This window comes from Okeania sp. SIO2C9, assembly GCF_010672455.1.
Lineage (GTDB): Bacteria > Cyanobacteriota > Cyanobacteriia > Cyanobacteriales > Microcoleaceae > Okeania.
The window spans coordinates 337,595-361,508 of the sequence record NZ_JAAHGO010000003.1 but is presented as its reverse complement, the minus strand read 5'-3'; the positions used below and the strand labels follow the sequence as shown (position 1 = coordinate 361,508).

General features: G+C 37.0%; 17 protein-coding genes and 1 pseudogene. 10 read left to right on the top strand and 8 right to left on the bottom strand.

Annotated features, from left to right (window positions below):
- Positions 1-1,024: 1,024 nt before the first annotated feature.
- Entirely contained in the window at positions 1,025-1,753 is a 729-nt protein-coding gene (ispD, locus tag F6K23_RS03785) for a 2-C-methyl-D-erythritol 4-phosphate cytidylyltransferase (protein ID WP_293150735.1), read from the bottom strand.
- A gap of 187 nt (positions 1,754-1,940) precedes the next feature.
- Here ispD and F6K23_RS03780 point away from each other — a divergent pair, with 187 nt between their 5' ends.
- Positions 1,941-2,906: a glycosyltransferase family 9 protein gene (locus F6K23_RS03780; RefSeq protein WP_293150733.1), complete on the top strand. Its 966-nt coding sequence runs from the start codon at positions 1,941-1,943 to the stop codon at positions 2,904-2,906.
- 119 nt (positions 2,907-3,025) lie between these two features.
- Here F6K23_RS03780 and F6K23_RS03775 read toward each other — a convergent pair whose 3' ends face one another.
- Positions 3,026-3,202 (bottom strand): hypothetical protein, encoded by a 177-nt coding sequence (locus F6K23_RS03775; protein WP_293150731.1) that lies wholly within the window; start codon positions 3,200-3,202, stop codon positions 3,026-3,028.
- A gap of 25 nt (positions 3,203-3,227) precedes the next feature.
- Positions 3,228-3,713 (bottom strand): CRR6 family NdhI maturation factor, encoded by a 486-nt coding sequence (locus tag F6K23_RS03770; RefSeq protein ID WP_293150729.1) that lies wholly within the window; start codon positions 3,711-3,713, stop codon positions 3,228-3,230.
- A gap of 534 nt (positions 3,714-4,247) precedes the next feature.
- Here F6K23_RS03770 and F6K23_RS03765 point away from each other — a divergent pair.
- The 7 genes and pseudogenes from F6K23_RS03765 (at position 4,248) to psbC (ending at position 16,474) form a co-directional block, all read left to right on the top strand.
- Complete coding sequence (locus F6K23_RS03765; protein ID WP_293150726.1) at positions 4,248-4,691, top strand: Fur family transcriptional regulator; 444 nt, start codon at positions 4,248-4,250, stop codon at positions 4,689-4,691.
- A gap of 506 nt (positions 4,692-5,197) precedes the next feature.
- The gene (locus tag F6K23_RS03760) at positions 5,198-7,420 is read left to right on the top strand and encodes a hypothetical protein (protein WP_293150723.1); all 2,223 of its coding nucleotides are present in this window, start codon (positions 5,198-5,200) and stop codon (positions 7,418-7,420) included.
- Positions 7,421-8,427: 1,007 nt separating this feature from the next.
- On the top strand, positions 8,428-10,338 hold the full coding sequence (locus tag F6K23_RS03755; protein WP_293150720.1) for a DUF3685 domain-containing protein: 1,911 nt from the start codon (positions 8,428-8,430) through the stop codon (positions 10,336-10,338).
- A gap of 1,172 nt (positions 10,339-11,510) precedes the next feature.
- Positions 11,511-12,332 carry a PD-(D/E)XK nuclease family protein gene (locus F6K23_RS03750; protein WP_293150717.1) on the top strand — a complete coding sequence of 274 codons (822 nt, stop codon included), beginning with the start codon at positions 11,511-11,513 and terminating at the stop codon, positions 12,330-12,332.
- A 657-nt stretch (positions 12,333-12,989) separates the two neighbouring features.
- Positions 12,990-14,186 carry an ATP-binding protein gene (locus tag F6K23_RS41420; protein ID WP_367267604.1) on the top strand — a complete coding sequence of 399 codons (1,197 nt, stop codon included), beginning with the start codon at positions 12,990-12,992 and terminating at the stop codon, positions 14,184-14,186.
- Between the two features lie 766 nt (positions 14,187-14,952).
- Positions 14,953-15,108 (top strand): annotated as a pseudogene (locus F6K23_RS03735) (photosystem II protein D2); the annotation flags it as partial.
- Positions 15,092-16,474, top strand: a complete 1,383-nt coding sequence (gene psbC, locus F6K23_RS03730) for a photosystem II reaction center protein CP43 (RefSeq protein ID WP_293150714.1) — start codon at positions 15,092-15,094, stop codon at positions 16,472-16,474. The pseudogene F6K23_RS03735 and the gene psbC, both read left to right, overlap by 17 nt.
- A gap of 604 nt (positions 16,475-17,078) precedes the next feature.
- On the opposite strand, the gene F6K23_RS03725 is transcribed toward psbC, so the two are convergent.
- The 4 genes from F6K23_RS03725 to F6K23_RS03710 all read right to left on the bottom strand — a co-directional run bounded on the left by F6K23_RS03725 (position 17,079) and on the right by F6K23_RS03710 (position 20,038).
- Positions 17,079-17,495 (bottom strand): hypothetical protein, encoded by a 417-nt coding sequence (locus tag F6K23_RS03725; RefSeq protein WP_293150711.1) that lies wholly within the window; start codon positions 17,493-17,495, stop codon positions 17,079-17,081.
- 4 nt (positions 17,496-17,499) lie between these two features.
- Positions 17,500-18,507, bottom strand: coding sequence for an AMP-binding protein (locus tag F6K23_RS03720; RefSeq protein ID WP_375340730.1), 1,008 nt, complete (start codon positions 18,505-18,507; stop codon positions 17,500-17,502).
- Between the two features lie 63 nt (positions 18,508-18,570).
- Complete coding sequence (locus F6K23_RS03715) at positions 18,571-18,747, bottom strand: hypothetical protein (RefSeq protein ID WP_293150708.1); 177 nt, start codon at positions 18,745-18,747, stop codon at positions 18,571-18,573.
- Between the two features lie 22 nt (positions 18,748-18,769).
- Entirely contained in the window at positions 18,770-20,038 is a 1,269-nt protein-coding gene (locus F6K23_RS03710) for a transposase (RefSeq protein WP_293150705.1), read from the bottom strand.
- Positions 20,039-20,440: 402 nt separating this feature from the next.
- Between F6K23_RS03710 and F6K23_RS03705 the strand changes: the two genes are divergently transcribed.
- Together F6K23_RS03705 and F6K23_RS03700 are read left to right on the top strand one after the other, a co-directional pair.
- Positions 20,441-21,163, top strand: a complete 723-nt coding sequence (locus tag F6K23_RS03705; RefSeq protein ID WP_293151040.1) for a M15 family metallopeptidase — start codon at positions 20,441-20,443, stop codon at positions 21,161-21,163.
- 590 nt (positions 21,164-21,753) lie between these two features.
- Entirely contained in the window at positions 21,754-21,891 is a 138-nt protein-coding gene (locus F6K23_RS03700; RefSeq protein WP_293151038.1) for a zinc ribbon domain-containing protein, read from the top strand.
- Positions 21,892-21,960: 69 nt separating this feature from the next.
- Here F6K23_RS03700 and F6K23_RS03695 read toward each other — a convergent pair whose 3' ends face one another.
- On the bottom strand, positions 21,961-23,592 hold the full coding sequence (locus F6K23_RS03695) for a calcium-binding protein (protein WP_293150702.1): 1,632 nt from the start codon (positions 23,590-23,592) through the stop codon (positions 21,961-21,963).
- Positions 23,593-23,914 lie beyond the last annotated feature (322 nt).

Below are 23,914 nucleotides of genomic sequence, written 5' to 3'. Positions count from 1 at the left end.
CAGACAACATAAAATTTTTCCTTCCCTCCTAGATAACTACACAGCTTTTTTCCTAGATAACTACACAGCTTCTTAATTCTTCCTTCTCCCTTTCAGTACTTAGGAGAAATTCACTTTTTTTCTGAGCGAATAAATAATTATAGTAGTCTAAGGAAAAGGCGCAGACAGAGTAAAAGCTGAGAACTCAGACAACATAAAATTTTTCCTTCCCTCCTAGATAACTACACACCTTCTTAATTCTTCCTTCTCCCTTTCAGTACTTAGGATAAATGCACTTTTTTTTCTGAGCGAATAAATAATTATAGTAGTCGAAGGAAAAGGCGCAGACAGAGTAAAAGCTGAGAACTCAGACAACATAAAATTTTTCCTTCTCTCCTAGATAACTACACAGCTTTTTTCCTAGAAAACTACACAGCTTCTTAATTCTTCCTTCTCCCTTTCAGTACTTAGGAGAAATTCACTTTTTTTTCTGAGCAAATAAATAATTATAGTAGTCTAAGGAAAAGGCGCAGACAGAGTAAAAGCTGAGAACTCAGACAACATAAAATTTTTCCTTCCCTCCTAGATAACTACACAGCTTTTTTCCTAGATAACTACACAGCTTCTTAATTCTTCCTTCTCCCTTTCAGTACTTAGGAGAAATTCACTTTTTTTCTGAGCAAATAAATAATTATAGTAGTCTAAGGAAAAGGCGCAGACAGAGTAAAAGCTGAGAACTCAGACAACATAAAATTTTTCCTTCCCTCCTAGATAACTACACAGCTTTTTTCCTAGATAACTACACAGCTTCTTAATTCTTCCTTCTCCCTTTCAGTACTTAGGAGAAATTCACTTTTTTTCTGAGCAAATAAATAATTATAGTAGTCTAAGGAAAAGGCGCAGATAGAGTAAAAGCTTAGGACTCAGACAACATAAAATTTTTCTTTCTCTCCTAGATAACTAAACACATTTTCTCCTATATAACTAAACACCTTCTTCCTTCTTACTTCTTCCTTCTTACTTCTTCCTTCTGCCTTCTTCCTTCTTACTTCTTCCTTCTGCCTTCTTCCTTCTTACTTCTTCCTTCTTCCTTCTTCAATGCTTCTACCAAAATAAATTCTGCTACCCTTAAATCCACAGGAGTTGTCACCTTAAGATTAGTCTCCTCCCCCGCAACAACCTTTACAGGCAAACCACATTTTTCAAACAAAGCAGCATCATCAGTAACCTCCCAACCCAACTGACGTCCCCTTTCATGACACTCCTTCAATAACTTCACCTCAAAACCTTGAGGCGTCTGAGCCGCCCATAAATTGCGACGATCTGGTGTATCCTGAATTACACCCGACGAATCAACAACCTTAATTGTGTCCTTAACTGGCACAGCAGCAATTAAACCAGGACACTTCAGAATCTCCTCCGCACACCGATCCAATAGTTCCGGACTAGCCAAACATCTGGCCCCATCATGAATTAACACCTGTTCCGCCTCCGGGGGTAAAGCCTGTAAACCCTTATAAACAGACTCCTGACGAGTCGATCCTCCCTCAATCAACTCTATAGACTTATTAGTAGACAAACCAGAAATCATCTTTTGAAAATCTGGAAAATCAACAGGCTGGCCAATAATACCAATCCAATTAATATAATGAGATTTGAAAGCAGCCTCAAGAGTCCAACTTAGCAAAGATTTACCCAATAGAGTCAACAAAAGCTTGTTCCGTTGGCTTCCCATGCGACGCCCCATACCAGCAGCAGGAATCAATAAATACATTTAATTTTGTGTTTTATGTTTCTAATTAATAATTCAATATAGGTATATAGTCCCCCTAAAAGGGGTAGACTTTAAACCCAATTTTTCGGTAAAAATTGAATGTCTACTAAAGAAATAACCCCCAATCAGAATCGTAAGATATGGTTGTTATTGTGTTCAACTAATAATTAAGCTAAATTCCTTAAATATGAGAATACTAGCCCTTGTCCCTGGTGGAATTGGCGACCAAATCTTATTCTTTCCTACTCTGGACGACCTAAAAAAATCTTATCCAGAATCTCAAATTGATGTAATTGTAGAACCTCGCTCAAAGGGTGCATACCGAGTCTGTAAGTCCGTACAGGATGTCCTCGCCTATGACTTCAAAGATGCCAATAGTCTCGCTGACTGGGGAAACTTGTTAGGTATTATGCGCGATCGCGAATACGAAGCAGTAATTTCTCTTGGACAACGTTGGACAGTTGGCCTTTTGCTGTGGTTAACAGGAATTCCTCAACGGGTAGGTTATGCAGGTAATGGGGCAATTTTTCTCACGAACCCTATACCCCTGAAAACTGAACAATATGCTGCTCAGATGTACCATGATTTATTGCCAGGAATGGATGTTGTAACGCCTTTCCCGGGACTATCTATTAATGTACCTAAAGCAGATATTGATTGGGCAGAAGCTGAACAAAAATTTTTAGGAGTGTCGGAAAGTGGGTATGTTCTGATTCATGGCGGTTCTAGTGAACTAGCTCAGATTAAAGGTATTGATAAAATCTACCCTACCAATTATTGGCAGGAGATTATTACAGAACTACAGCAGAAGCAACCTAATTTACCAGTAGTGATAGTCAAAGGTCCTGAGGATGGAACTTGGGTCAATGAAATTACTCAATTTTGTCCAGATGTCAAAGTAGTGATGCCTGGGGATATAGGTAAATTGGCGGCTATTATCGCTGCTGCTAATTTAATGCTATGTACTGATAGTGCTCCAATGCATTTAGCAGTTGCAGTTGGGACATATACTATTGCTCTATTTGGTCCAACTAACCCAGAAAAATTATTACCCAAGAGTGATCGGGTAATTGCGGTCAAATCTTCTACTGATAAAATGAGCGATATTGCACCCCAAGACATTTTAAATAAAATTTGGGGTGGAGAAGGCTAAAGCCAGCAAAAGTTGAAAGTTAGAAGGCACAAGCAGGGTTAGTGGAAGGCTAACTATCTTTTTGTCAGGCAGTCTTTGCTTCACAAAAATTTTCTCTAACTTCCAGTTTTCTGTCTTGGTCAAAGTAGTTTAGCACTCCCATGTGGAATGGGCATCTTGCCCGTTCCTGATATTTTCCCGTTATGGTGAGGATATATATTTTTTAATTTCCCCCATCCCCCCATCTCCCCATCTCCCCATCTCCCCATCTCCCCATCTCCCCATCTCCCCATCTCCCCATCTCCCCATCTCCCCATCTCCCCATCTCCCCATCCCTACCACCTAATCTTCTTCTGGAATTGAGCTAAAAAATTCTTCTGCTAAGTCGTAACCTAACATTTGAGACATGGACATCAATCTAGATTTGCTAGAAATACCTTGTTGATGTAGCCATTTTCTTAAGACAAAAATTTTTTGCATCAGAAATATTTCTAACGCTTCTGGGTTATATTGGACACCTTCAGTGCGATGAAATTGGTGAGGTACAAGCATAGCGGTATAACGAGCTAATTCACCCTCTTTCCAGTTAAGCAAAAATGGCAACCAAGGATAAAGACTGTCCAAACGAATAAACCATAAACGAATTTCTGGAATTTCTGAAAGTTCCCGTGGGTCTTGGGGGTCGCGATTATAGTTAATGGTAAAGTTTAGCTGCTGTTCGGAAGAGGCGATCGCTCCTTCAGTCAGCAGTTGAGATATGACACTTTTAACTGGAGATAAATCCAAGTTATGGAAGTGTTCGGTATTAAGGGCGATCGTAATTGCCATCTTTTAAGGTATAAATAATTGTCAATGTCTTTCTATATAGCAGAAGGAAGAGGGAAGAAGGAAGAAGGAAGAGGAGAGAAGGGGTTTAGTTATCTAGGAGAGAAGGACAAATTTTGTGTTGTCTGAGTTTTAAGCTTTTGCTCTGTCAAATACAGTAATGGCGACTGCTGTAGCAAAAAACGGGATAGTTAGGACTGATGCTGATGATCAACCGAATCAGGGGAAATGTTTTTCCCACTACTCCCTACTCCCTACTCTCTGCTACATAAATCATCTTAGATTAGGAAGCAAGTTGATTCAAAAAATTCCTCTTAAACCTGATTTTTCGAAAATATACAGCCTTTTTGATGTTGCTCGGTGGCATAAAAAACGGGATAGTTAGGACTGATGCTGATGATCAACCGAATCAGAGGAAATGTTTTTCCGACTACTCCCTACTCCCTGCTCCCTGCTATTGTCCAATAGTAAAACTAAACGTTTCAGTACGAATTGCTATAGAATAATTTGCAATTGATTTGGAGAAAGGTTGGCGCTGTGAAACAAATTTACTCATTAGAAGATGCTCTAAATTATTGTAAGGCTAAGGGAATGCGCCTGAGTCGTCAGCGTCGATATATACTAGAAATTTTGTGGCAAGAGAAAAAACATCTATCAGCAAGAGAAATATACCATCGATTAAATCGCCAAGGTAAGGAAATTGGTCATACTTCTGTGTATCAAAATCTTGAATTTCTATCAAAAGAGGGAATTATTGAATGTATTGAACGTGCTGATGCTTGCTTGTATGGCCATGAAAGCGAATCTCACTCTCATATGAACTGCTTAGATACGGGACAAATTATGGATGTTTATGTAGAATTGCCTCAAGAGTTGCTTGAGCAAATTGAAAAACAGATAGGAGTTAAGATTACTGACTATCGTATAGACTTTTATGGTCACTACAGCCATGATTTTGGCAGTAGAACGATAAAAGATTAGAAAATAAAAGGCTATTTGACTGAGAAGTATCAGTAAATTAACTCGAATAGACCTAATTCTCATCAGCCATAAAATTAAGCATCATTTATAATAAACGTCTACTACCTCTGAACCGGTCCAAAAAACTACAAATGCTTTAGTTTAATGCTACTCACCTAAATTATTTTCAGGTCATCCAATAGTTAAAAAAATGCCCAGATAAAAGATTAAATAAATTTGCTAAAATCAAGACTTTTGGCTGAGGTTAGGTTAAATGAAAAATTTAGTCAATGTGCTGAAATGTATAAGATATATATACAATAAAATTTTCTATACTATATGTTAGCTTGAGCTAACAAACCTTTAATATTTAAGATTTCTAGGTCAAGCTCAAGCCTAAAGTTAAAATTTTCCTTCGGAGGGATGAAAAACATTCTAGGTAATGAAAAAACCTAAATATAATATTAGTTTAAAAGATAATCTTAACCTACTTAACAGTTCGTACCATTAGCACAGTAAACTTTACTATGTCATCAGAAAATATTTCCCAACAAAAAAAATTGGCGGTTTCCCATAGCTATTCTAAAAATGGAGAAAATGGCTATAGTAGTAATTCCCTAATCAAAAAAGAATTAGCAGATACTATTACTTCTACCTCACAAACTTTAGATCGAGAGTTAAACAATACCTCAGAAGTTAAACCAGAAAAAAATTCTCAAAGATCAACAGCTCCAAAAGCAAATAAAAAACCAAAAACTTATTGGGGATGGCAGCTAATTTGGTGGAGTGTTGCAGCAAGTTTTGGGATAACAGGTGGTGCAGCACTTCTATGGTTACTGGTTAACCCACCCCAACCAAACTGCCAACAAATTTCTCCATTATCAGCAGATGGAGAACGACTCTATTGTGCCCACAAAGCTGCTGAGTCAAGGAACCTAGAACAGTTGGAAACAGCTCTGGCGTTAGTAGAAAGTTGGCCAGAAGAACATCCTCTCTATCAACTAGGTCAGCAAATGACAGGAGAATGGACAAAATTAATTATTTCTGTTGCTAATCAAAAAATTAGAGAGGGTAACTTACAAGCAGCTCTAGATACAGTAGCGAAAATTCCTAAAAACAGTCCAGCTTATTCTAGAGTAGAAGAGGCAGTAGCAGGTTGGAAAAAACAATGGGCAGAAGGTCAATCTCTTTATGACCAGGCTGAAAAAGCGATCAAAGCTATGGACTGGAAAAAAGCCTCCGCTTACTCCCTAGCAATGTCAAAACTAGATAATGTTCACTGGCAAAGTATTAAATTTAGAGAAATATTAGAGCGCATAGCCTTGGAAAAAAAAGGTTGGCAAATCTTAAAAGATGCTCGCTATCTAATTTATGAGGAAACAGCAAATGAGTATGGAGAAGCGATCGCTCTAGCCAGAAAAATAGACCCAAACCTCTACATTCGAGACAGAGCTGAGGAAGATATTCAAAAGTGGAGCCGTAGTTTAATCGAAATAGCAACTAAAAGTATAGAAGAAAAAGACCTCAAAGGAGCGATTGCGGCCATTGAATACATTCCTTCTGACTATAAACTTAAAAAAGAGGGCAAAGACTTAATTTTACTTGGCCATGCTAAAGCAGCAACATGGAATCAATCTATAGAAGGGTCTGAAGTTGGTAATATGGTAGCCCTAGAAGAAGGAAAAGCAGCAGCAGCTCAAATTACTTCTAATAGCCCCTATTATCAACAAGCCCAAATTCAAATTCAACAGTTGCAAAAACAGTTAGATGACCTAGCTCATATTCAGCTAGCTAAAGCGATCGCCAGTGTTGGTCAACCTGCAACGTTAAAGTTAGCTATAGAGCAAGCTAAAATGGTTGGCCTCGAACAACCAAAGCGCATCCAAGCCCAAACTTTAATTGCTAAATGGCGTAAAGACCTTTTGAAGATAGAAGACAAACCTTATGTCCTCTTAGCGAAACAGTTAGCGAAGCAGGAAACTGTGGATAGTTATAATTCTGCAATTAAGCAAGCTAGTTATGTTGCTTTGGAGCGTCCCTTGAGAATAGAAGCTCAGACTCTAATAGCTGAATGGAATAAGCGAGTACAAATTATTGAAGATTCACCATTATTAGCAGAAGCTAGAGTCTTAGCAAAAGAAGGAAAGCTTGGACAAGCTATTGATGTGGCGTATGAAATAGAAAGTGGTCGTGCTTTGTATGAAGAAGCTCAGGATGAGATTTATAAGTGGGGTACAGAGCTACAAATTGCCCAAGACAGGCCAATTCTCAATCAAGCTTATGGTCTAGCCGAGCAAGGCAGTCTTACTGCTGCGATTAATACAGCTTATCAAATTGGCTATGGTCGCGCTCTCTATTATGAAGCTCAAGGTGCTATCTCTAAATGGGCCTCTGAACGAGATGCTATATGGGCAGCACAACAAGCGGAAGAAGCTCGCAGACGGCGACAGTATCAACCAGCTCCAGCACCTAGTCCACAATATTATTCACCAGCACCTAGTCCACAATATTATTCACCAGCACCTAGTCCACAATATTATTCACCAGCACCTAGTCCACAATATTATTCACCAGCACCTAGTCCAAGATATTATTCACCAGCACCTAGTCCACAATATTATTCACCAGCACCTAGTCCCCAATATTATTCACCAGCACCACAGAGGTCTTATTCACCAGCACCAGCACCAGCACCAGCACCAGCACCAGCTCCTGCCTCAAGTTCAGATGCATATTTACTGCAAGAATGATAAGCCAATCAATATTTATCAGTTAGGTATTTAAACTCAAAAAAAGAGTTTCCGCTAGAGGGAAAACAGAAGCAGGAAAAATTTTATCTATCTTAAATGTGTAATACCATTTCTCTATGAAGTTGCACTTAATATAAAGATGAGAATAGTCGGTTTAATAAGGTCTGAGCAACAATTATTAAGGGCATTGTTACAGAGAAATGGTGTAAGTTCTGGTATAATAAACGTTGTACATAAATATGGTCAAATAATGTCAAATATCTTCGCTTATTGGTACTAACCAGCTACTAAATATTTGGCAAAATTTAATAACTTTCGACCATTATGTTTAATGGTATAATGAAATTGGCTGAGAATTCAAGACTCAAGAATAATAAAAATGAATAAATGCTCCGAGCTTTTAGGAATTTTAACTCCTTAGATTTATGAGATTAGTTGAGAGACTTATGATTCAGAAAAATCATCGGTTTTATGCTGAAATTGACCGACTATGTTTCTTGTCTAAAAATCTCTTAAACTCATGCCAATTATTTAGTTAGGGTTTGCTGAAAAAGTCTTATGGGTAAGGGTAGGAGACAGGATACAGGAGACAGGATACAGGAGAAATGAGTACTTAGAGGAGGTAGGAGTAAGAATTGTAAGAATGATTTTTCTACCCAACTATGCGCCCAAAATATTAACTTTTTGAGCATGAAGAGCTGAAAACCATGCACTTTTTAAAAGCCCAAAAAAGGGTAAAACCTTTATCTGTAAATACTTTTAGATTTAATCAGCAAGCCCTAGTTAGTCAGTCTTAGATAATAGGCTTTGCTGAACAAAGTATGAAGTCTGGAGTAGAAAGTTAATTTAAATTCATTTAAATCAACAAAAATTAGATATAAAATTATCTCTAAATATTATATCTGGTATAAAGCAAGGGGACTTTTAGCATTTATATTTATATTGACTACTAAAAGTCATAATGTTACTTATTAGTGCCCTTAAATATCTCAATTCCAAATCAATTTATGAATGGTGAATCAGCATTACAATTGCTGCTCATTGATAACGATCCTATCTTTAGGATGGGGTTAAAATTTGCTTGCGAGCAGTTTTCAGACATTGAAATACTAGATGAGGCAGAGGTAGGAGCAGAAGCTATAAAAATTATTCAAAATTTGATCACACAAGAAAAAAAATTTTTGATAATTTTAGATATAGAAACCCAGAATTCATCCGATAAAACTACACAGGATATTAAAATCTCTGGAATTGACTTTTGTAAAGAGCTAAAAACTTCATATCCTCAATTATTAATATTATTATTAACATCCCTACAAGACACTGCATTATTAGCATTAATGCAAGAATTAGGTGTTAGTGGGTACTGCCCTAAAGGAATAAGTATTTCTAAGTTAGAAACTATTATTCGACAAGTTGCAAATGGTCAGTCTTATTGGGTAAATAATTCTCTAGATGTGCCAGAAAATTATGGCAAAGTGACAACTTCAAATCTAAAAGTTCAAACAGCAAACTTTTTCAAAACTCTTCGTTACAATGTTTGTAATTCGGGACTAAAACAGATAGATTTGTCTCTTGCAGAAATCACTTCTCAACTAGATGAAAGTCTACAAAATTTAGATCGAAATAATTTAACTTCTGTACTTAATGTAGCGATTAATTCTGGGCAACGTCGAGAATTATTAACTGCAAGATGGATTGTTAATCAATTATTACCTCGTTCTTTTAGTCTGCAAAAACAGCCACAAAAATATGTAAATAGAGATAATTTTTTTGACTCACAACTGCAATATATTACGGGGTTACAGAGGAATAAAAAATCTAATCTCGTGAATAGTAATGAGCAAATTGTACCAACAAAAAATTCAGAAGTTATTTCTCATACTCCTACTGAAGAAATAAATGTACAAACAGCAATATTTGAAGCAACAATCTCTAAATTAAATTCTAATTTAATTAATCTTAGTAGATTACCAATGGAAACTGATATCTTGCGAACTACTAAGAAGCAAGAACTAATATGTATAGCTTTATGTAAATTTGAAGATATTCTTGATCAACTGCGTATTACTCCTATTTTGCGGGAAGAAATACCACAAAAAAGAAATGAGATTGTCAGTAATTTGTGGGAAGTTACGACCCAAGTTTTTTTTAGTAAATACTATCAAGTAGAAATAAGTAGTAGAACAATGACACTCAATTATTTTGCAGAAAAAATTAGAGTAGAAGTAATGCCAGTATTGTTAAATGATGTAGAAAATGTGCATGAATTTATTCTGAATAAGATTCCTTTAGTTGAAGAATTAATAGCGTATTTATTATTTGAAGTTCCTTTAGTGGTTGATAATAAATCTTGTGCTGTAGGTACTCCTGAAGCTATGCAACTTTCTGAAGCTTTATTGCAAAATTTATTAATTTCAATTGCTAATGCTGTGATGTATCCTTTATTAAATAATTTTGCCGATGTCGAACAAATTAAAGAAGATTTTTATAGTCGGCAGTTATTATCAACACGAGACATTGAAAATTTCCGTAATAGTTTATCTTGGAGATATCGTATAGAAGAATATGTAGGGGAACCAAAAGCGATTTTTGAGAGTAATTTTTCTTTGTTTGTTTTGAATGAAAGTGGGATTAAAAAAATGGCGATTTATTCACCTCGTAGACACGAATTAGCAAAACTTTCAGGTATTCCACTTACAGTAACATTACTTCTAGAAACTCGTGATGCAATAGCTCCTGGTGTTCGTGCTACTGTTTCTTTTATTGGTAGTGGAATTGTTTATTTACTTACTCAGGTAGTTGGACGTGGTATCGGTTTAATTGGGAGAGGTATTTTTCAGGGTCTTGGTAATTCTTTTCAAGATGCTAAATTCGGCAGAAACAATAATAGAGAAGAAACAGAAAGAAATAACTAATCAATATAGAAAGGTAAGGAAAAAGGAAGATTCAACAATGAATAATGAATAATGAATAATGAATAATTACCTCTCTATGAATTGAAGAGGATTGACTAATAATGAAATTTTTTTTCTCTTGGTCGATTGGATATGGCGAGGAGACCCGCTCTTATCAGAGCCGCTCCGCTAACGCCATCCCACCCTACGGGAAGCTCCGAAGATCGACCGCTTATTATCCCCTTAAAAGGGGAGGCGCATACCCACAATTTTTCAGAAGTAAAGAAGGAAGAAGGAATAAGGAAGAAGGCTTAAGAGCAAGAAAAAAACTTAAATTTCCTGTAGATATTCACCCTTGAGTTGACAAAAATTATACTAAGGGATTACTTCGTGCTTTCTGAGTCCTGATATGAAATCCGTTAGCATCAGGGTTATTCAGTATTATTAAGATTTGATTTTTGATAATTTTTAATTATTTGAGTATTTGTAGCTACTTATCCAAGACATAGACAAGTTTAAATAAGTCAAAATAATAGTAGTTAGGGTTTGCTTATGGAAGTCTTTTTGTTGAGGTATTGATTTGTAATTGTTTTAGGATTTTGTAACTGGTCAGTTATTTCGGCCATCCTGCACTAGTTGATATAGCAATTACCAAGAAGCGTGAGGTACAAAATTCGTTTGTTTTAGGCAATAGTCAACAGGCAATAGGCAACAGGCAATAGACATCTCCAAAAATCAAAAATAAAATCAATTATCGTACAGAAATTATCAGTTCTTTTCCCCTAATCCCTACTCCCTATTCTTTATTCCCTATTCCCTCTTTTCTGGAGATGTCTAATAGTGAAGTAAAGATAAGAGTGTACCTCACGCTGACTGATAAACGCTATATCATCTCCAGATAATTAATAGATATCTCCAGAAAATAAACTTGCCCTTTGTTTAACATAAGCTAGAGTTGTAAAATTAACTTCCCTAAATCATGTTTAGTACATTTTTCCTAAAAATATCTTCCCTTTTGCCTGTTGTAAGATGAGCTGTTACCTACTATGTACAAAAAGTATATATCTTTTTCGGAGATGTCTAATGACAAAAAAACTTTTTCCTGTTTATACCTGAAAACTTCCTATTCTTTCTTACTAATTCCTAATTCCTAACTCCTTCCTATAACTATTCAACCGAACATAATATTACTAATGGCAAAATATAGACTCTCTCAACAACACCTGAATCTACTTACAACTTGCCCTCGTAAATTCCAACATCTCTATCTTGATAATCTGAGCGTACCAACAACACCAGCACAACAAGAAAGACTAAATTGGGGTAGTCAGTTTCACTTATTAATGCAGCAAAGAGAACTAGGATTACCAATAGAATCTTTAATGTTAGAAAATCAAGAAATGCAGCACTGTTTTGAAATTTTTTTTCAAGCAGCACCAGAAATATTAAATCCTGAAACCCAAGATAATATAATTTTCCGTCAAGCTGAACATAGTCTTAGTATTAATTTTAATGATTATATATTGACGGTTATTTACGATTTATTGATTGCCGATATTCAACAAGCACAAATCTTTGATTGGAAAACTTATAGCTTTCCTCAAAATCAAACAAAGTTAGCTCAAAATTGGCAAACACGCTTATATCTTTACACTCTAGTTGAAACTAGCAAATATTTGCCAGAAGCAGTTTCGATGACCTATTGGTTTATCGAACCAAAAAGTCAAAAGTTACCTGCAAAACTAACATTTTCTTATAATCAACAGGCACACAAAAAAACTGAGCGAGATTTAAAGCAAATATTATATCGATTAAATGATTGGTTAAAAACTTATCAGGAAAATGGGAAAGAATTTCCTCAAGTTCAACAGATTGAGAGTTGTCATTCTTGTCAATTTATTAATCGTTGTCAGCGTTTTCTAAAAGTTCAGGACAAAGAAGTAAATATTCAGTCTACAATTATTTCTGCTGATTTAAGATTAAGTATAGATAATATTCCAGAAATATCAATTTAGCTGAAAATTATTGAATTAAATTATAGGTACAATTCCATAGAGATGATACCAAATCCGGTTATTAAAGATATTTTATAGGATATAAAATTCAAACCTCTCTTATCTACCTTACACCCTGTCTCTCCATATACCATATACATAATAAAGATACTTTATCAACCGGATTTAGGATGATCTTAAAAATTGCTCCAGTCACTATAGGAATTTTTTATGAGTAAAATATAATAATTCTCGCTATCTTTAGTAAGACACTCGCAGTATAGCTCTAATGTCGAATTTGATATAAAATAAGGAAAAAAAAGCAATACTTCTGGAAAAGTTTAAGATTTAAGAGAGAAGAAAGGCTTGATTATTATCTCAAAATCAAAAAGTTTGTGTGGAAGTAATATCTAAGTCATACTCATTGTAACTTATTGCAGGTTTTATCAATTGAATGAGAGATTGGGTGAAAATTGGGGACTTTAGAAAAAAGGACTTGAAAAGAGAGTAATAGTTAAAGTTTACTCCCTTGTAGTTCATTCTAAGTCAATACAAGAAGCATAATTTCGATGTATAACATACCTCACCTCACCGACATAAGAAGCTTTATAATATTTATGATTATTGATTATAATTAATTGACAAATTTAAAGTAATCGGCTTATTAGTTAAAATATTATGTCATCAAAAATACTTGTTGTAGATGATGAGCCTGATTTTGAATCACTGATCATCCGTAACTTTAGAAAAAAAATCAAACAAAAAGAACTAGAGTTTATTTTTGCTAGAGATGGTGTAGAAGCATTAGAAATATTGTCAGAAGAATTGAGCATAGATATCGTATTAACTGATATTAATATGCCTTTAATGGATGGATTAACTTTGTTAGATAATCTTAAAGATAAATATCCTGATATTAAAGCAGTAATTATTTCTGCTTATGACGATATGGAAAAAATCAGGTCGGCAATGAATAGAGGTGCTTTTGATTTTTTGACTAAACCTATAGATTTTGAAGATTTAGAAATTACGATTAAAAAAACATTAGAAAATGTTAGACAACTCAAAGAAAATAAACGTTTAAAACAAGAAAAAGATGAAGCAGAAGCAGCAAACCGAGCAAAAAGTGTATTTCTAGCAAATATGAGTCATGAATTACGAACACCATTAAACGCTATTATTGGCTATAGTGAAATTTTATTAGAAGATGCTCGGGATTTAGGTTCTGAAGACTTTGTTCACGACCTTGATAATATTCATACTGCGGGAAGACATTTATTAACAATAATAAATGATATTCTCGACCTTTCAAAAATTGAAGCAGGTAAAATGGATGTCCACTTGGAAAGTTTCAAGATAATGGCATTAATTGAAAATGTCGTAGCTACTATTCAACCATTAATTGAGCAAAATAGTAATACATTAGAAATTATCTGCGAAGATAATCAGGAATTAATAGTAGCTGACCCTAATAAAATGCGCCAAGTGATTTTAAATCTTCTGAGCAATGCAGCGAAGTTTACAGAAAATGGCAACATTAGTTTGAAGGTTAAAATTATTAGCAATGATGAGGATTGTACTGTTCAAAATGATAAATTTACCCCGAATAAAATGTTAATTTTAAGTGTTGCTGATACTGGCATAGGTATATCAGAAAAGCAAATGAATATTTTATTTCAACCATTTACTCAAGCTGATAATTCAACAACACGCAAATATGGAGGTACTGGTTTGGGTTTAGCTATTAGTCGTCACTTTTGTAAAATGATGGGTGGGGATATTGGTGTAGTAAGTGAAGTTAATAAAGGCTCAATATTTACTGTCAAAGTTCCTTTTATGAAAGAACAATTTACCTATGAAGAATTATTTGATTGAAGAAGGTCTTAAATAATTAATAATTAATAATTAATAATTAATAATTAGGGCTTACCTATTAATTCTCAAAGTATTGATAAATAAAGACTCAATCATTTTTGGGGTTGAAAAAAGTATCAGCTTTTCAATGGAAAATACTCAAAAAGCTAGTATTTTGGGATGATTATGGCAAAAAAATCAAGGAACAGTTTTTTCGACTACTTCACTCTATAATTCCTATTTCTCCTGACTCCTATTTTTTCATCTACCACCTATAGCAGTGAGCTCTGGCATATTTACAGCCTAAACCCTCTAAAGTAAGCCTGAGTCAACAAAAATTGTAAATACATAAGCGCACTTTGCTATACGACCTACCACCTAAAACCTATCACCTAAAACCTGACACGTAACAGTAACTTAGTGACAATAAATTAAATTTATCAAATATGTCTGAAGTCAGAAATTATTGGCAACTTTATGCCTCTGATAATCCCCCTAATTCATTTGTTGAAATTGTCAAAAATTATGCACCAAAATTATCCGTAAAATATCTATCACAATGATTATGGCAGCGTAGAATTAAAGACACTCAAAAATTAGCAGGTTTTTTAGAGCCAAAACAATATCTACCCACCCTGGAAGAAGATTGTAGATTTTAGGTGGTAGATTTTAGGTAAAAACAGTGGTTTTTTTACTCAATTTCTTCACTACTAATATGAAATACGAAAAATCACGCTAAAGTTACTTTACAAAAGCTGAAAGTTGAACAAGATAGTAAAAGACCNAAGAGTTACGGGCAGCAGAAGACCCAGAGTTTGAAACATTTTATACCAAAAACATTTTGTTGAACGAGGGTATCCGAGCATGGATGGCTCCTCAAGATCAACCACATCAAAACTTTATATTCCCTGAGGAGGTTCTACCACGTGGTAACGCTCTCTAATTCTTCCATGATGGGAGGTCGCGACATCGAGTCCACCGGTTTCGCCTGGTGGTCTGGAAATGCCCGTCTAATCAATCTATCCGGTAAACTGCTAGGTGCTCACGTTGCTCACGCAGGTCTAATCGTATTCTGGGCAGGAGCAATGACTTTATTTGAAGTTGGTCACTTTGTCCCAGAAAAGCCAATGTACGAACAAGGCTTGATCCTAATGCCTCACGTTGCTACTTTAGGCTGGGGTATAGGTCCTGGTGGTGAGGTAACTGATATATTTCCATACTTTGTAGTAGGTGTTTTGCACCTAATCTCATCTGCTGTTCTTGGTTTAGGCGGTATTTATCATGCCGTTCGTGGTCCAGAAACACTCGAAGAATATTCTTCTTTCTTTGGATATGACTGGAAAGATAAGAACCAGATGACTAACATCATCGGTTACCACTTAATCCTATTAGGTTGTGGTGCCCTGTTGTTGGTATTTAAGGCCATGTTCTTCGGTGGTGTCTATGATTCTTGGGCACCAGGTGGTGGAGACGTCAGGGTAATCACGAACCCTACTCTCGATCCTGCTGTTATTTTCGGTTATCTAGTCAAAGCACCTTTTGGTGGTGAAGGCTGGATCATCGGTGTTAACAACATGGAAGATATCATCGGTGGTCATATATGGATCGGTCTGATTTGTATCTTCGGTGGTGTTTGGCATATTTTAACTAAGCCTTTTGGTTGGGCACGTCGTGCTTTCATCTGGTCTGGAGAGGCTTATCTTTCCTATAGTTTGGGTGCTCTATCCTTAATGGGTTTGATTGCTGCGTGTTTCGTATGGTTTAACAATACTGCTTATCCTAGCGAATTCTACGGCCCAACTAACGCTGAAGCTTCTCAAGCTCAGTCTTTTGTATTCTTAGTCCGTGACCAAAAGTTAGGTGCTAATATTGGTTCTGCTCAAGGTCCAACTGGTCTTGGTAAGTACCTGATGCGTTCTCCTACTGGTGAAATCATCTTCGGTGGTGAAACAATGCGTTTTTGGGACTTCCGTGGTCCTTGGTTAGAGCCTCTTCGTGGTCCTAATGGTCTCGACTTGAATAAACTAAAGAACGATATTCAGCCTTGGCAAGTACGTCGTGCTGCTGAGTACATGACCCATGCTCCTAACGGTTCCATCAACTCTGTAGGTGGCATTATCACTGATATTAACGGGTTCAACTATGTTAACCCTCGTGCTTGGTTAGCTGCAGCTCACTTCATTCTTGGCTTTTTCTTCTTAATTGGTCACTTATGGCACGCGGGACGCGCTCGTGCTGCTGAAGGTGGTTTTGAGAAAGGTCTTGACCGTGAAACAGAGCCAGTTCTATCTATGACTAACCTTGACTAATATCTAGTTACTGTAGGTTACTTATAGCTAAATTTATTTAAGAACCTCACCAGATATCTGGTGAGGTTCTTATTTTTGGCGTTGCTGAATACTGGGATGATTTCGGCTGACACGGAGACACGGAGACACGGGGATTATGATTTCTGCTCTCTGACAAAATCATCTTCTCTATGAAGTTGCGCTTAAATAGGAATTACGCAAAAGACGAAATTATATATACACCATTTGTACGGGTTAACGGCCGTTAACCCCTAATATATTTGGTGGTTATGCGTAATATCATGTCCGGATAAGAGCGCGATAGAACTCCGTTCCGCTTACGCGACCAAAAAACTTTCTCCTTTTTGAAGTAGGAGTCAGGAGACAGGAGACAGGAGTCAGGAGGGAAAAAATTTATAAATATTTGGTAATGGTGAAGATGGAGAATGTTTTTATATCGAATCCGGTAGCATCGGTGTTATTCAATCTTTAAAGATCGGGGTAGGGACTTTACAGGCCATTCGCCCTTACCGATTGTATAACGATTAACAGAATTATATTACTCCGAAGCCAAGGGATTTGATATAATTCTAAATTCTAAATTCTAAATTCTAAATTCTAAATTCTAAATTATTGAATCCTCTTCTTTCTTCCCTCCTGACTCCTGTACGGGCGATTCGCGAATCGCCCCTACGACTCCTGACTCCTCATTAAATTCACCCGCTTCAAACCTTTTTCTAAGTTCCTGACGCTGAATTTTGCCGATCGCTGTTTTCGGAATCATCTCTTTGGGAACCGGAATTAGGTAATCTGGATTCACCCCAATCTTTTCGACAACATTGTTCCGAATTTTCTGTATTAGTGCGTTTAAGGAATTATCCTTAGTGTCAGTTGCACTGAAAAAGATTGCTAATCTATCAGTATTGTCTCCAGGTTTTCTGACCGCACAGGCAGCAGTATAAGAGACTTCAATTCCTTTAACTTCTTCCACCGCAGCTTCAATATCGTGGCTATAATAGTTGTTACCACAAATGATAATCACATCTTTACTGTCGCCCGGTAATTGTTAAACTCCCATCCTTGAGAAACCCCAAGTCTCCCGTTTTGAACCATCCATCCTCAGTGAAAGCTTGTTGGTTCGCCTCCTGATTTTGATAATAACCAGATGTTACCGTTAACCCCTTAACCTGTAACGTACCAATTTCTTCCTCTGCAACTACCTGGTTTTGGTCATCTACAATTCGCAGGTCAACTCCAGGAATGGGCGCTCCAACTTCCACAAATAAATCGTTATCTGTGGTTGATGAGAGCGAAAAGTTATTGGAAAAAGTGACGCCGGAGGAAATTTCTGCCATCCCCCAAGAAGGACGCATGGTTGTAGGTGCTAGTTGGTGAGGAGTCAGTAGTTGCAAAAAACCCCGTGCTGTTTTCGCAACAATGACTTCAGCTCCGTTTAAGAAAAATTTCATCGACGATAAATCCCATTGGCGTTTTGGGTTCGCATCAGCACAGTCATTAACCAAGCTATATGCAAAATTTGGGCCTAAGGCAATGCTAACCCGAAATCGATCGATTAAATCTAGCCAAATAAGAGGTTCTTGTAGAAATAATTGCAAAGGAAAATGTATCTGTCTACTTCCTAGATAAACATCCCGAATATGGAAATATATTAGTCCCGCCACATGATCTATCGGAATCCAGTTTAAACTAATATCTTCTCTGGTAAAACCGTTCATTTGTACCGAACCCATAGTTTGGCTCAACAAATTTTTGTGGCTGAGTAAAACTCCTTTTGGCATCCCTGTACTACCCGAAGTCAACATCATCACAGCAACATCATCCGGTTGACTATAGTAAAAGTTGGAGTCTGGTTTGCAGTCGCACAACTCTGCAACTGTCCGTACTGGAAACTTTCCAATCTGCAAAAGTTCTGGCAAATTAGGAATTTCAGCAACAAAACTAGCATCTGTCAACAATAATGGTTGTTCCAGCATCTGTAAGGTATAGGCAAGTTTGCTAACAGTTTTGTTGACTTGTTTGGGTGTATAGTTAATATGAGTGACGGGAACTGGTACAAAACCGCCTAGGACGCATCCCCAAAAAGCACTGATAAAGTCTTAATAGGACTCAATTTGAAACACTACTCGATCTTGAGGTTGCAATCCTAATTTTCTTAGACCAGACAGAATTCGTTGCGCTTCTAAAAATAAGTCTTTATAGGACTGAAATTTTTCTGTTCTATCTAATTGAATGTAAGTTATTCCTTGCTCTGTAGTAGCTGCTTTTTTTGACATACTCCCGGCATCAAATCAAAGATTATGATGCGGGATTCTCATCATTGATGATTCTACGCTCACAGAGATGACTTAGATTAGCAATATTGCTATCGTCAAACCAGTGGTCAGACTCTCCCGTAGCTTTTGGGTTTCCCCCAGATTCCGAGTGCCCCTCGGTACTGTTTACTATTGCCCCCAACATTTCTAATCCTTTTGCCAAAATGTTCTTTGCTGCGTTATGGTCACGGTCTGCTATATAACCACAATGCGGACATTTGTGGGTTCTAACTGATAATGATTTCTTAACTGTCTGCCCACAATTTGAACAATTTTGGCTAGTAAAATGTGGAGGTACTGCTATGCAAGCAATTCCATGGAACTTACCATAGTATTCTAAGCATTCTGTGAACTGATACCAGCTTGCATCAGATATGGACTTAGCTAAGTGATGATTTTTAACTAGGTTAGCAATCTTCAAATCCTCGTATACTACCAAATCGTTAGATTGGATTAACGCCCGTGCAGTCTTTACTGCATGGTCTTTACGCTGTCTACTGATTTTGAGGTGCTGCCTAGCTAATTGTTTTCTTGCCTTGTGATAGTTATTTGACTGGGGCTTACCTTTGTGATAACGACGTGACACTCTACGTTGTAGTTTCTTTAACCGTTTTTCTGAGGAACTCAAATACTTAGGATTTTCTACAGCATTCCCATCACTATCAGTATAAAAAGCATTTAAACCTAAATCAATTCCTACTACATTACCCTCAAATTTATGACCTTCTTTTCTCTCTACATTTACTAAAAATTGACAATAATAACCATCTGCACGTCTAACAACCCTTACACGATTTATTTGCTGTTCTGAATACCAAACTAGATCGCGACTTGTCCACAACTCAAATACACCTGCTTTAAAACCATCTTTAAATTCAATTTTCTTTCTGTCTGCAGATAGTTTATAACCTGTCGATTTGTACTCTACTGAACGAGTAAACTTTTTGAATTTAGGATAACCCTTTTTACCTGGTAATTTCAGTCTACAATTTTTGTAGAATCGCTGTATTGATTGCCATGCTCTATCGGCTGATGCCTGCCTAGCTTGAGAGTTTAGTTTTTTAACCCAAGGAAAATTACTATCCTTTGCTAGTTGTGAACAAAGCTTTTGTAAGTCATTGCGTTTGACATCTTTATTATCCATCCAATAGCGCAAACAACTGTTTCTGATGAATTGACCGGTGAGAATCATTTCATCTAAAACTTTGTACTGATTTTGACTGCCTTTTAATTTGGCCTCAATTACTAGCAAAGATATTATTAATTCCTTGACTACATTTATTATTATAACTAAATTTACCCAAAATGTCTACTAGATAAACTATTAATATTTGTGTATAATTATGATTCGATGTCATAATTATACACGCACCATTCATCCAGGCGCGCTCATTAAAAATTATAGCGCTGGCCATAAGAGTGATTCTAGGTAAAATATTGCTTTAAATTTACCAATATAGCAGTCCAAGGAAAGGGCGCGGACATATCAAAAGCTTAAAACTCAGACAACACAAGATTTTTCCTTCTTCCTTCTTCCTTCTTCCCTCTTCCCTCTTCCTTCTTCCTTCTGCTATAATCAATCGCTCCCACCTTTTAATTGATAGAATCAGGGAAATAAATAAGCTGACTACTGATAGCTGGGTGCCAATTTATGATGAAACAATACCAGAAAATTAAAATCCAAGAATGTCACGAACCACTCATCCCAATTCCCTTAGAAAAATTTGCTACTGAATCACCCCATCCCTATGAAAAATTAGGCGCACCTTATCATTTATCTCCAGCAAATTCACCTTATTTTCTACGTCAAAAAGTATTAGATAGTTTGATAGCAGCTCAAACTAAACTACAAACAAAATATCCCAGTTGGCACATCCAAATATTTGATGCTTATCGCCCCATTGCTGTACAACAATTTATGGTAGATTACACTTTTGTAGAAACAGTAAAAGCTGAAGGTTTAACATTAGATAGTCCGGAGCTGACAGAAGCAAAACGTCAAGAAATTTTAGAGTTAGTTTATCAGTTTTGGGCTGCTCCTAGTCTAGACCCTGCTACCCCACCACCTCATAGTACGGGTGCTGCGGTGGATGTAACCTTGGTGGATGCTAATGGCAAAACTGTTGATATGGGTTCTCCTATTGATGAGTTATCACCCCGTTCTTATCCGAATCATTTTTTGGAGAGTAAAAATGAGGAAGCTCAGAAATATCATCAACACCGACAGTTATTGGCAGAAGTAATGTTATCGGTAGGGTTTCAGCAACATCAACAGGAATGGTGGCATTTTTCTCTAGGCGACCAAATGTGGGCTTGGTTGACAAGTCAGGAGAATGTTGGAGGTGAGGTTGTGGCACGGTACGGACGAGTAAATTGAAATAGTTATCAGTATGGTTTCTATAGTAATTTCAGGAAATTATTTCAAATCTTCGGAAGGCAAGTGCATTGAAGCAGAAAGCCCCTAACAGTCTCTCGGAATCCCAACCGTTAGGGATAGAGTCGCACAAGCAATAGTCAAAAAGGTTTTTTCAAGGGCCCTTGTAAATATCCAAGATTTAAGAAGAAAGGTAAGTCTGATTCCTTTCCTTCGGAATGCTACGCAAACACAATAGATAATTGTGGAAAGCCAATAGAATTAAACGGATGGAGTCACAAATTACCTTTTATTGGTATTAGAGTTATCGCTAAATAGAGGAAAAAAATCGCTCCAACCTAGACAGAGCAATAATTCCAAGTTTTTTTAGCTACCAATAGCTACAATCCTTACAGCGGTTTTCATTTGGGTAAACCACAGTAGGGACGTTCCATGGAACGTCCCTACAAAGTTTTGCTTCTGAAGATGTGGTTCATCAAGAGCGAAAAGCGCTGTATAGAACAAGGTTTTTGGGGATTTTTGAAGTTATAAAGCGACAAGTCTATTGTGAAAACCTATGAACCCATTGAAGCAACAACTCAAAAAATAACTATATTTATGAATGTTCAGAATGCGGTCTATCAATTGACCGAGACTTGAATGCCTCAATTAATTTAAGAAATGCGGTCGGCTCGACCGTTGATGCCTGTGGACGGAGTGCTGCCGACAGTTCCGGTGGAAGTAGGAAGTAAACATTAAGATGTCACTAATGATGACGTTTTATATCGGTTTTATGAAGCAGGATGTCAATCCCTATACGCTTATACTCTCAGGAAGAAATCATTCTCACTAATAGATGCAAGGTTTGCCAGATTAGCAAATTCACCACCGCTACCAAATTCTGCCTCTGTACCATTAGCATTGTAGAATAGCTTGCCGTTACTACTGTTATAAACAATAATCCCTGCTGAAGTTTCTGCATCGGCATCACTGGTAACTGTAGTAAATTCACCATCTAGACTGAAGCCTTCCCCTGAATCACTAGCAATAGCAGTGAAAGTGCTTTTACCAAGTAAAATTATATCTTGCCCCGGAACAAAGTCACTAATTTCATCTACTCCAAGCTCCTCTAAGTCAAATTCATCATTTGTACTGAAAATAAAGCGGTCAATACTTGCACCACCAATGAGAGTGTCGTTACCTGCACCACTGTTCAGGCGATCGCGACCTTGACCACCTAAAAGTAAGTCATCTCCATTGCCACCAAAGAGGCGATCGTTGTCTTGACGCCCTTCGATAGTATCATTGCCATCTTTTCCATAAAGAGAGTCACTACCTCTACTACCAATGATTTGGTCATCCCCACCGCTGCCATCAATAGTATCATTACCAGCCAGACCAACAATGGTATCATCTCCTTCTGCACCACTTAGGCGCTCGCTTTCAGGAGTACCAGTCTCATTTATAGCTACAGAACTAGCTCTCACAAAGTCGATGGTGGCAGAAACACCTAGATTCGTTAAGTCAGTGCCTGGTCCAAATTGCACCAATAAACCCCCATTTTCAAATTCGATGGGCGTAGAAATATCTGATGGCAGGATATCCGTGGCTGCGTCTAGTACAAATCCTGGGTCTAAAACTTGAACAGTCGCAAATTCATTCAATTCGCTCAGGCCATCAAGACTAGCTGAGGCAATGGTGCTAGTGTCAAACTCAAAATAATACCGATCAAAGCGATCGGCAGGAAAAAGCAGACTGTCCGCTTGAGAATTGTCAACTAAGGTCATTGTGAGGGAGGTGTCACTAATATCAATGTCGTAAAAGCCAATAAAGTTAGGAAATTCGACATCATTGGTAATGATTTCAGGGCCTCCAATTTCGCCGAAAGTAGCCTCAACCCCACCTGTGATAACAGTATCTTGTAAGGTATTGAGAACCGTTGCTGAATCACCTAAAATTGACTCTTCTGAACTATCTTCCTCAAAGTCGATGGTGGCAGAAACACCTATATTTGTTAGGTCAGTACCTGGGCCTAATTCTACCAATAAGCCTCCAGTTTCAAATTCGATGGGCGTAGAAATACCTGTTCCAAAGATATCGGAGGCGTCTAGTACAAATCCTGGGTCTAAAACTTGAACAGTAGCAAATTCATTCAATTCGCTCAGACCGTCAAGACTAGCTGAGGCAATGGTGCTAGTGTCAAACTCAAAATAATATCGATCAAAGCGATCGTCTGGAATAACTAGATCGGTTGCCCCAGAATTATCCACTAGGGTCATGGTTAACCCATCATCACTAATGTCAATGTCATAAAAACCGATGAAGTTAGATAATTCTACTCCTGGATCGACCACTGTTATTGGATCGCTCAAGCCAAAAACAGCTTGCACACCACTTGTGATAGTGGCATCCTCAAAGGTATTGGTGACGGTTACAGAACTTCCTAAGACCATAGTCTAAATCTCCTTGGTTGAATCAGAACAGAACACCTACTAATAAATTACAAATAGTCAACTACAAGTACTTTTAGGACTTACACGTTATACCGTTTCACGGAATTCAAAAGTCAAAAGGCAAAAATCAAAAAGCAAAAGTCAGATTTTATAGTTCAAAACTTTGATGCTTCAGTAATTTCAGCAAATTATTCGACAACTAAAGTTTGGAACTATTTGTAACATTCTTTTTTCACGCTTGGTATTAGAGGAGCAAAATCTAGGTTTGAGATTGCTTCTCTATCGGTCGCAATAATAGAAATACCTTTAGGACTTACGCAGA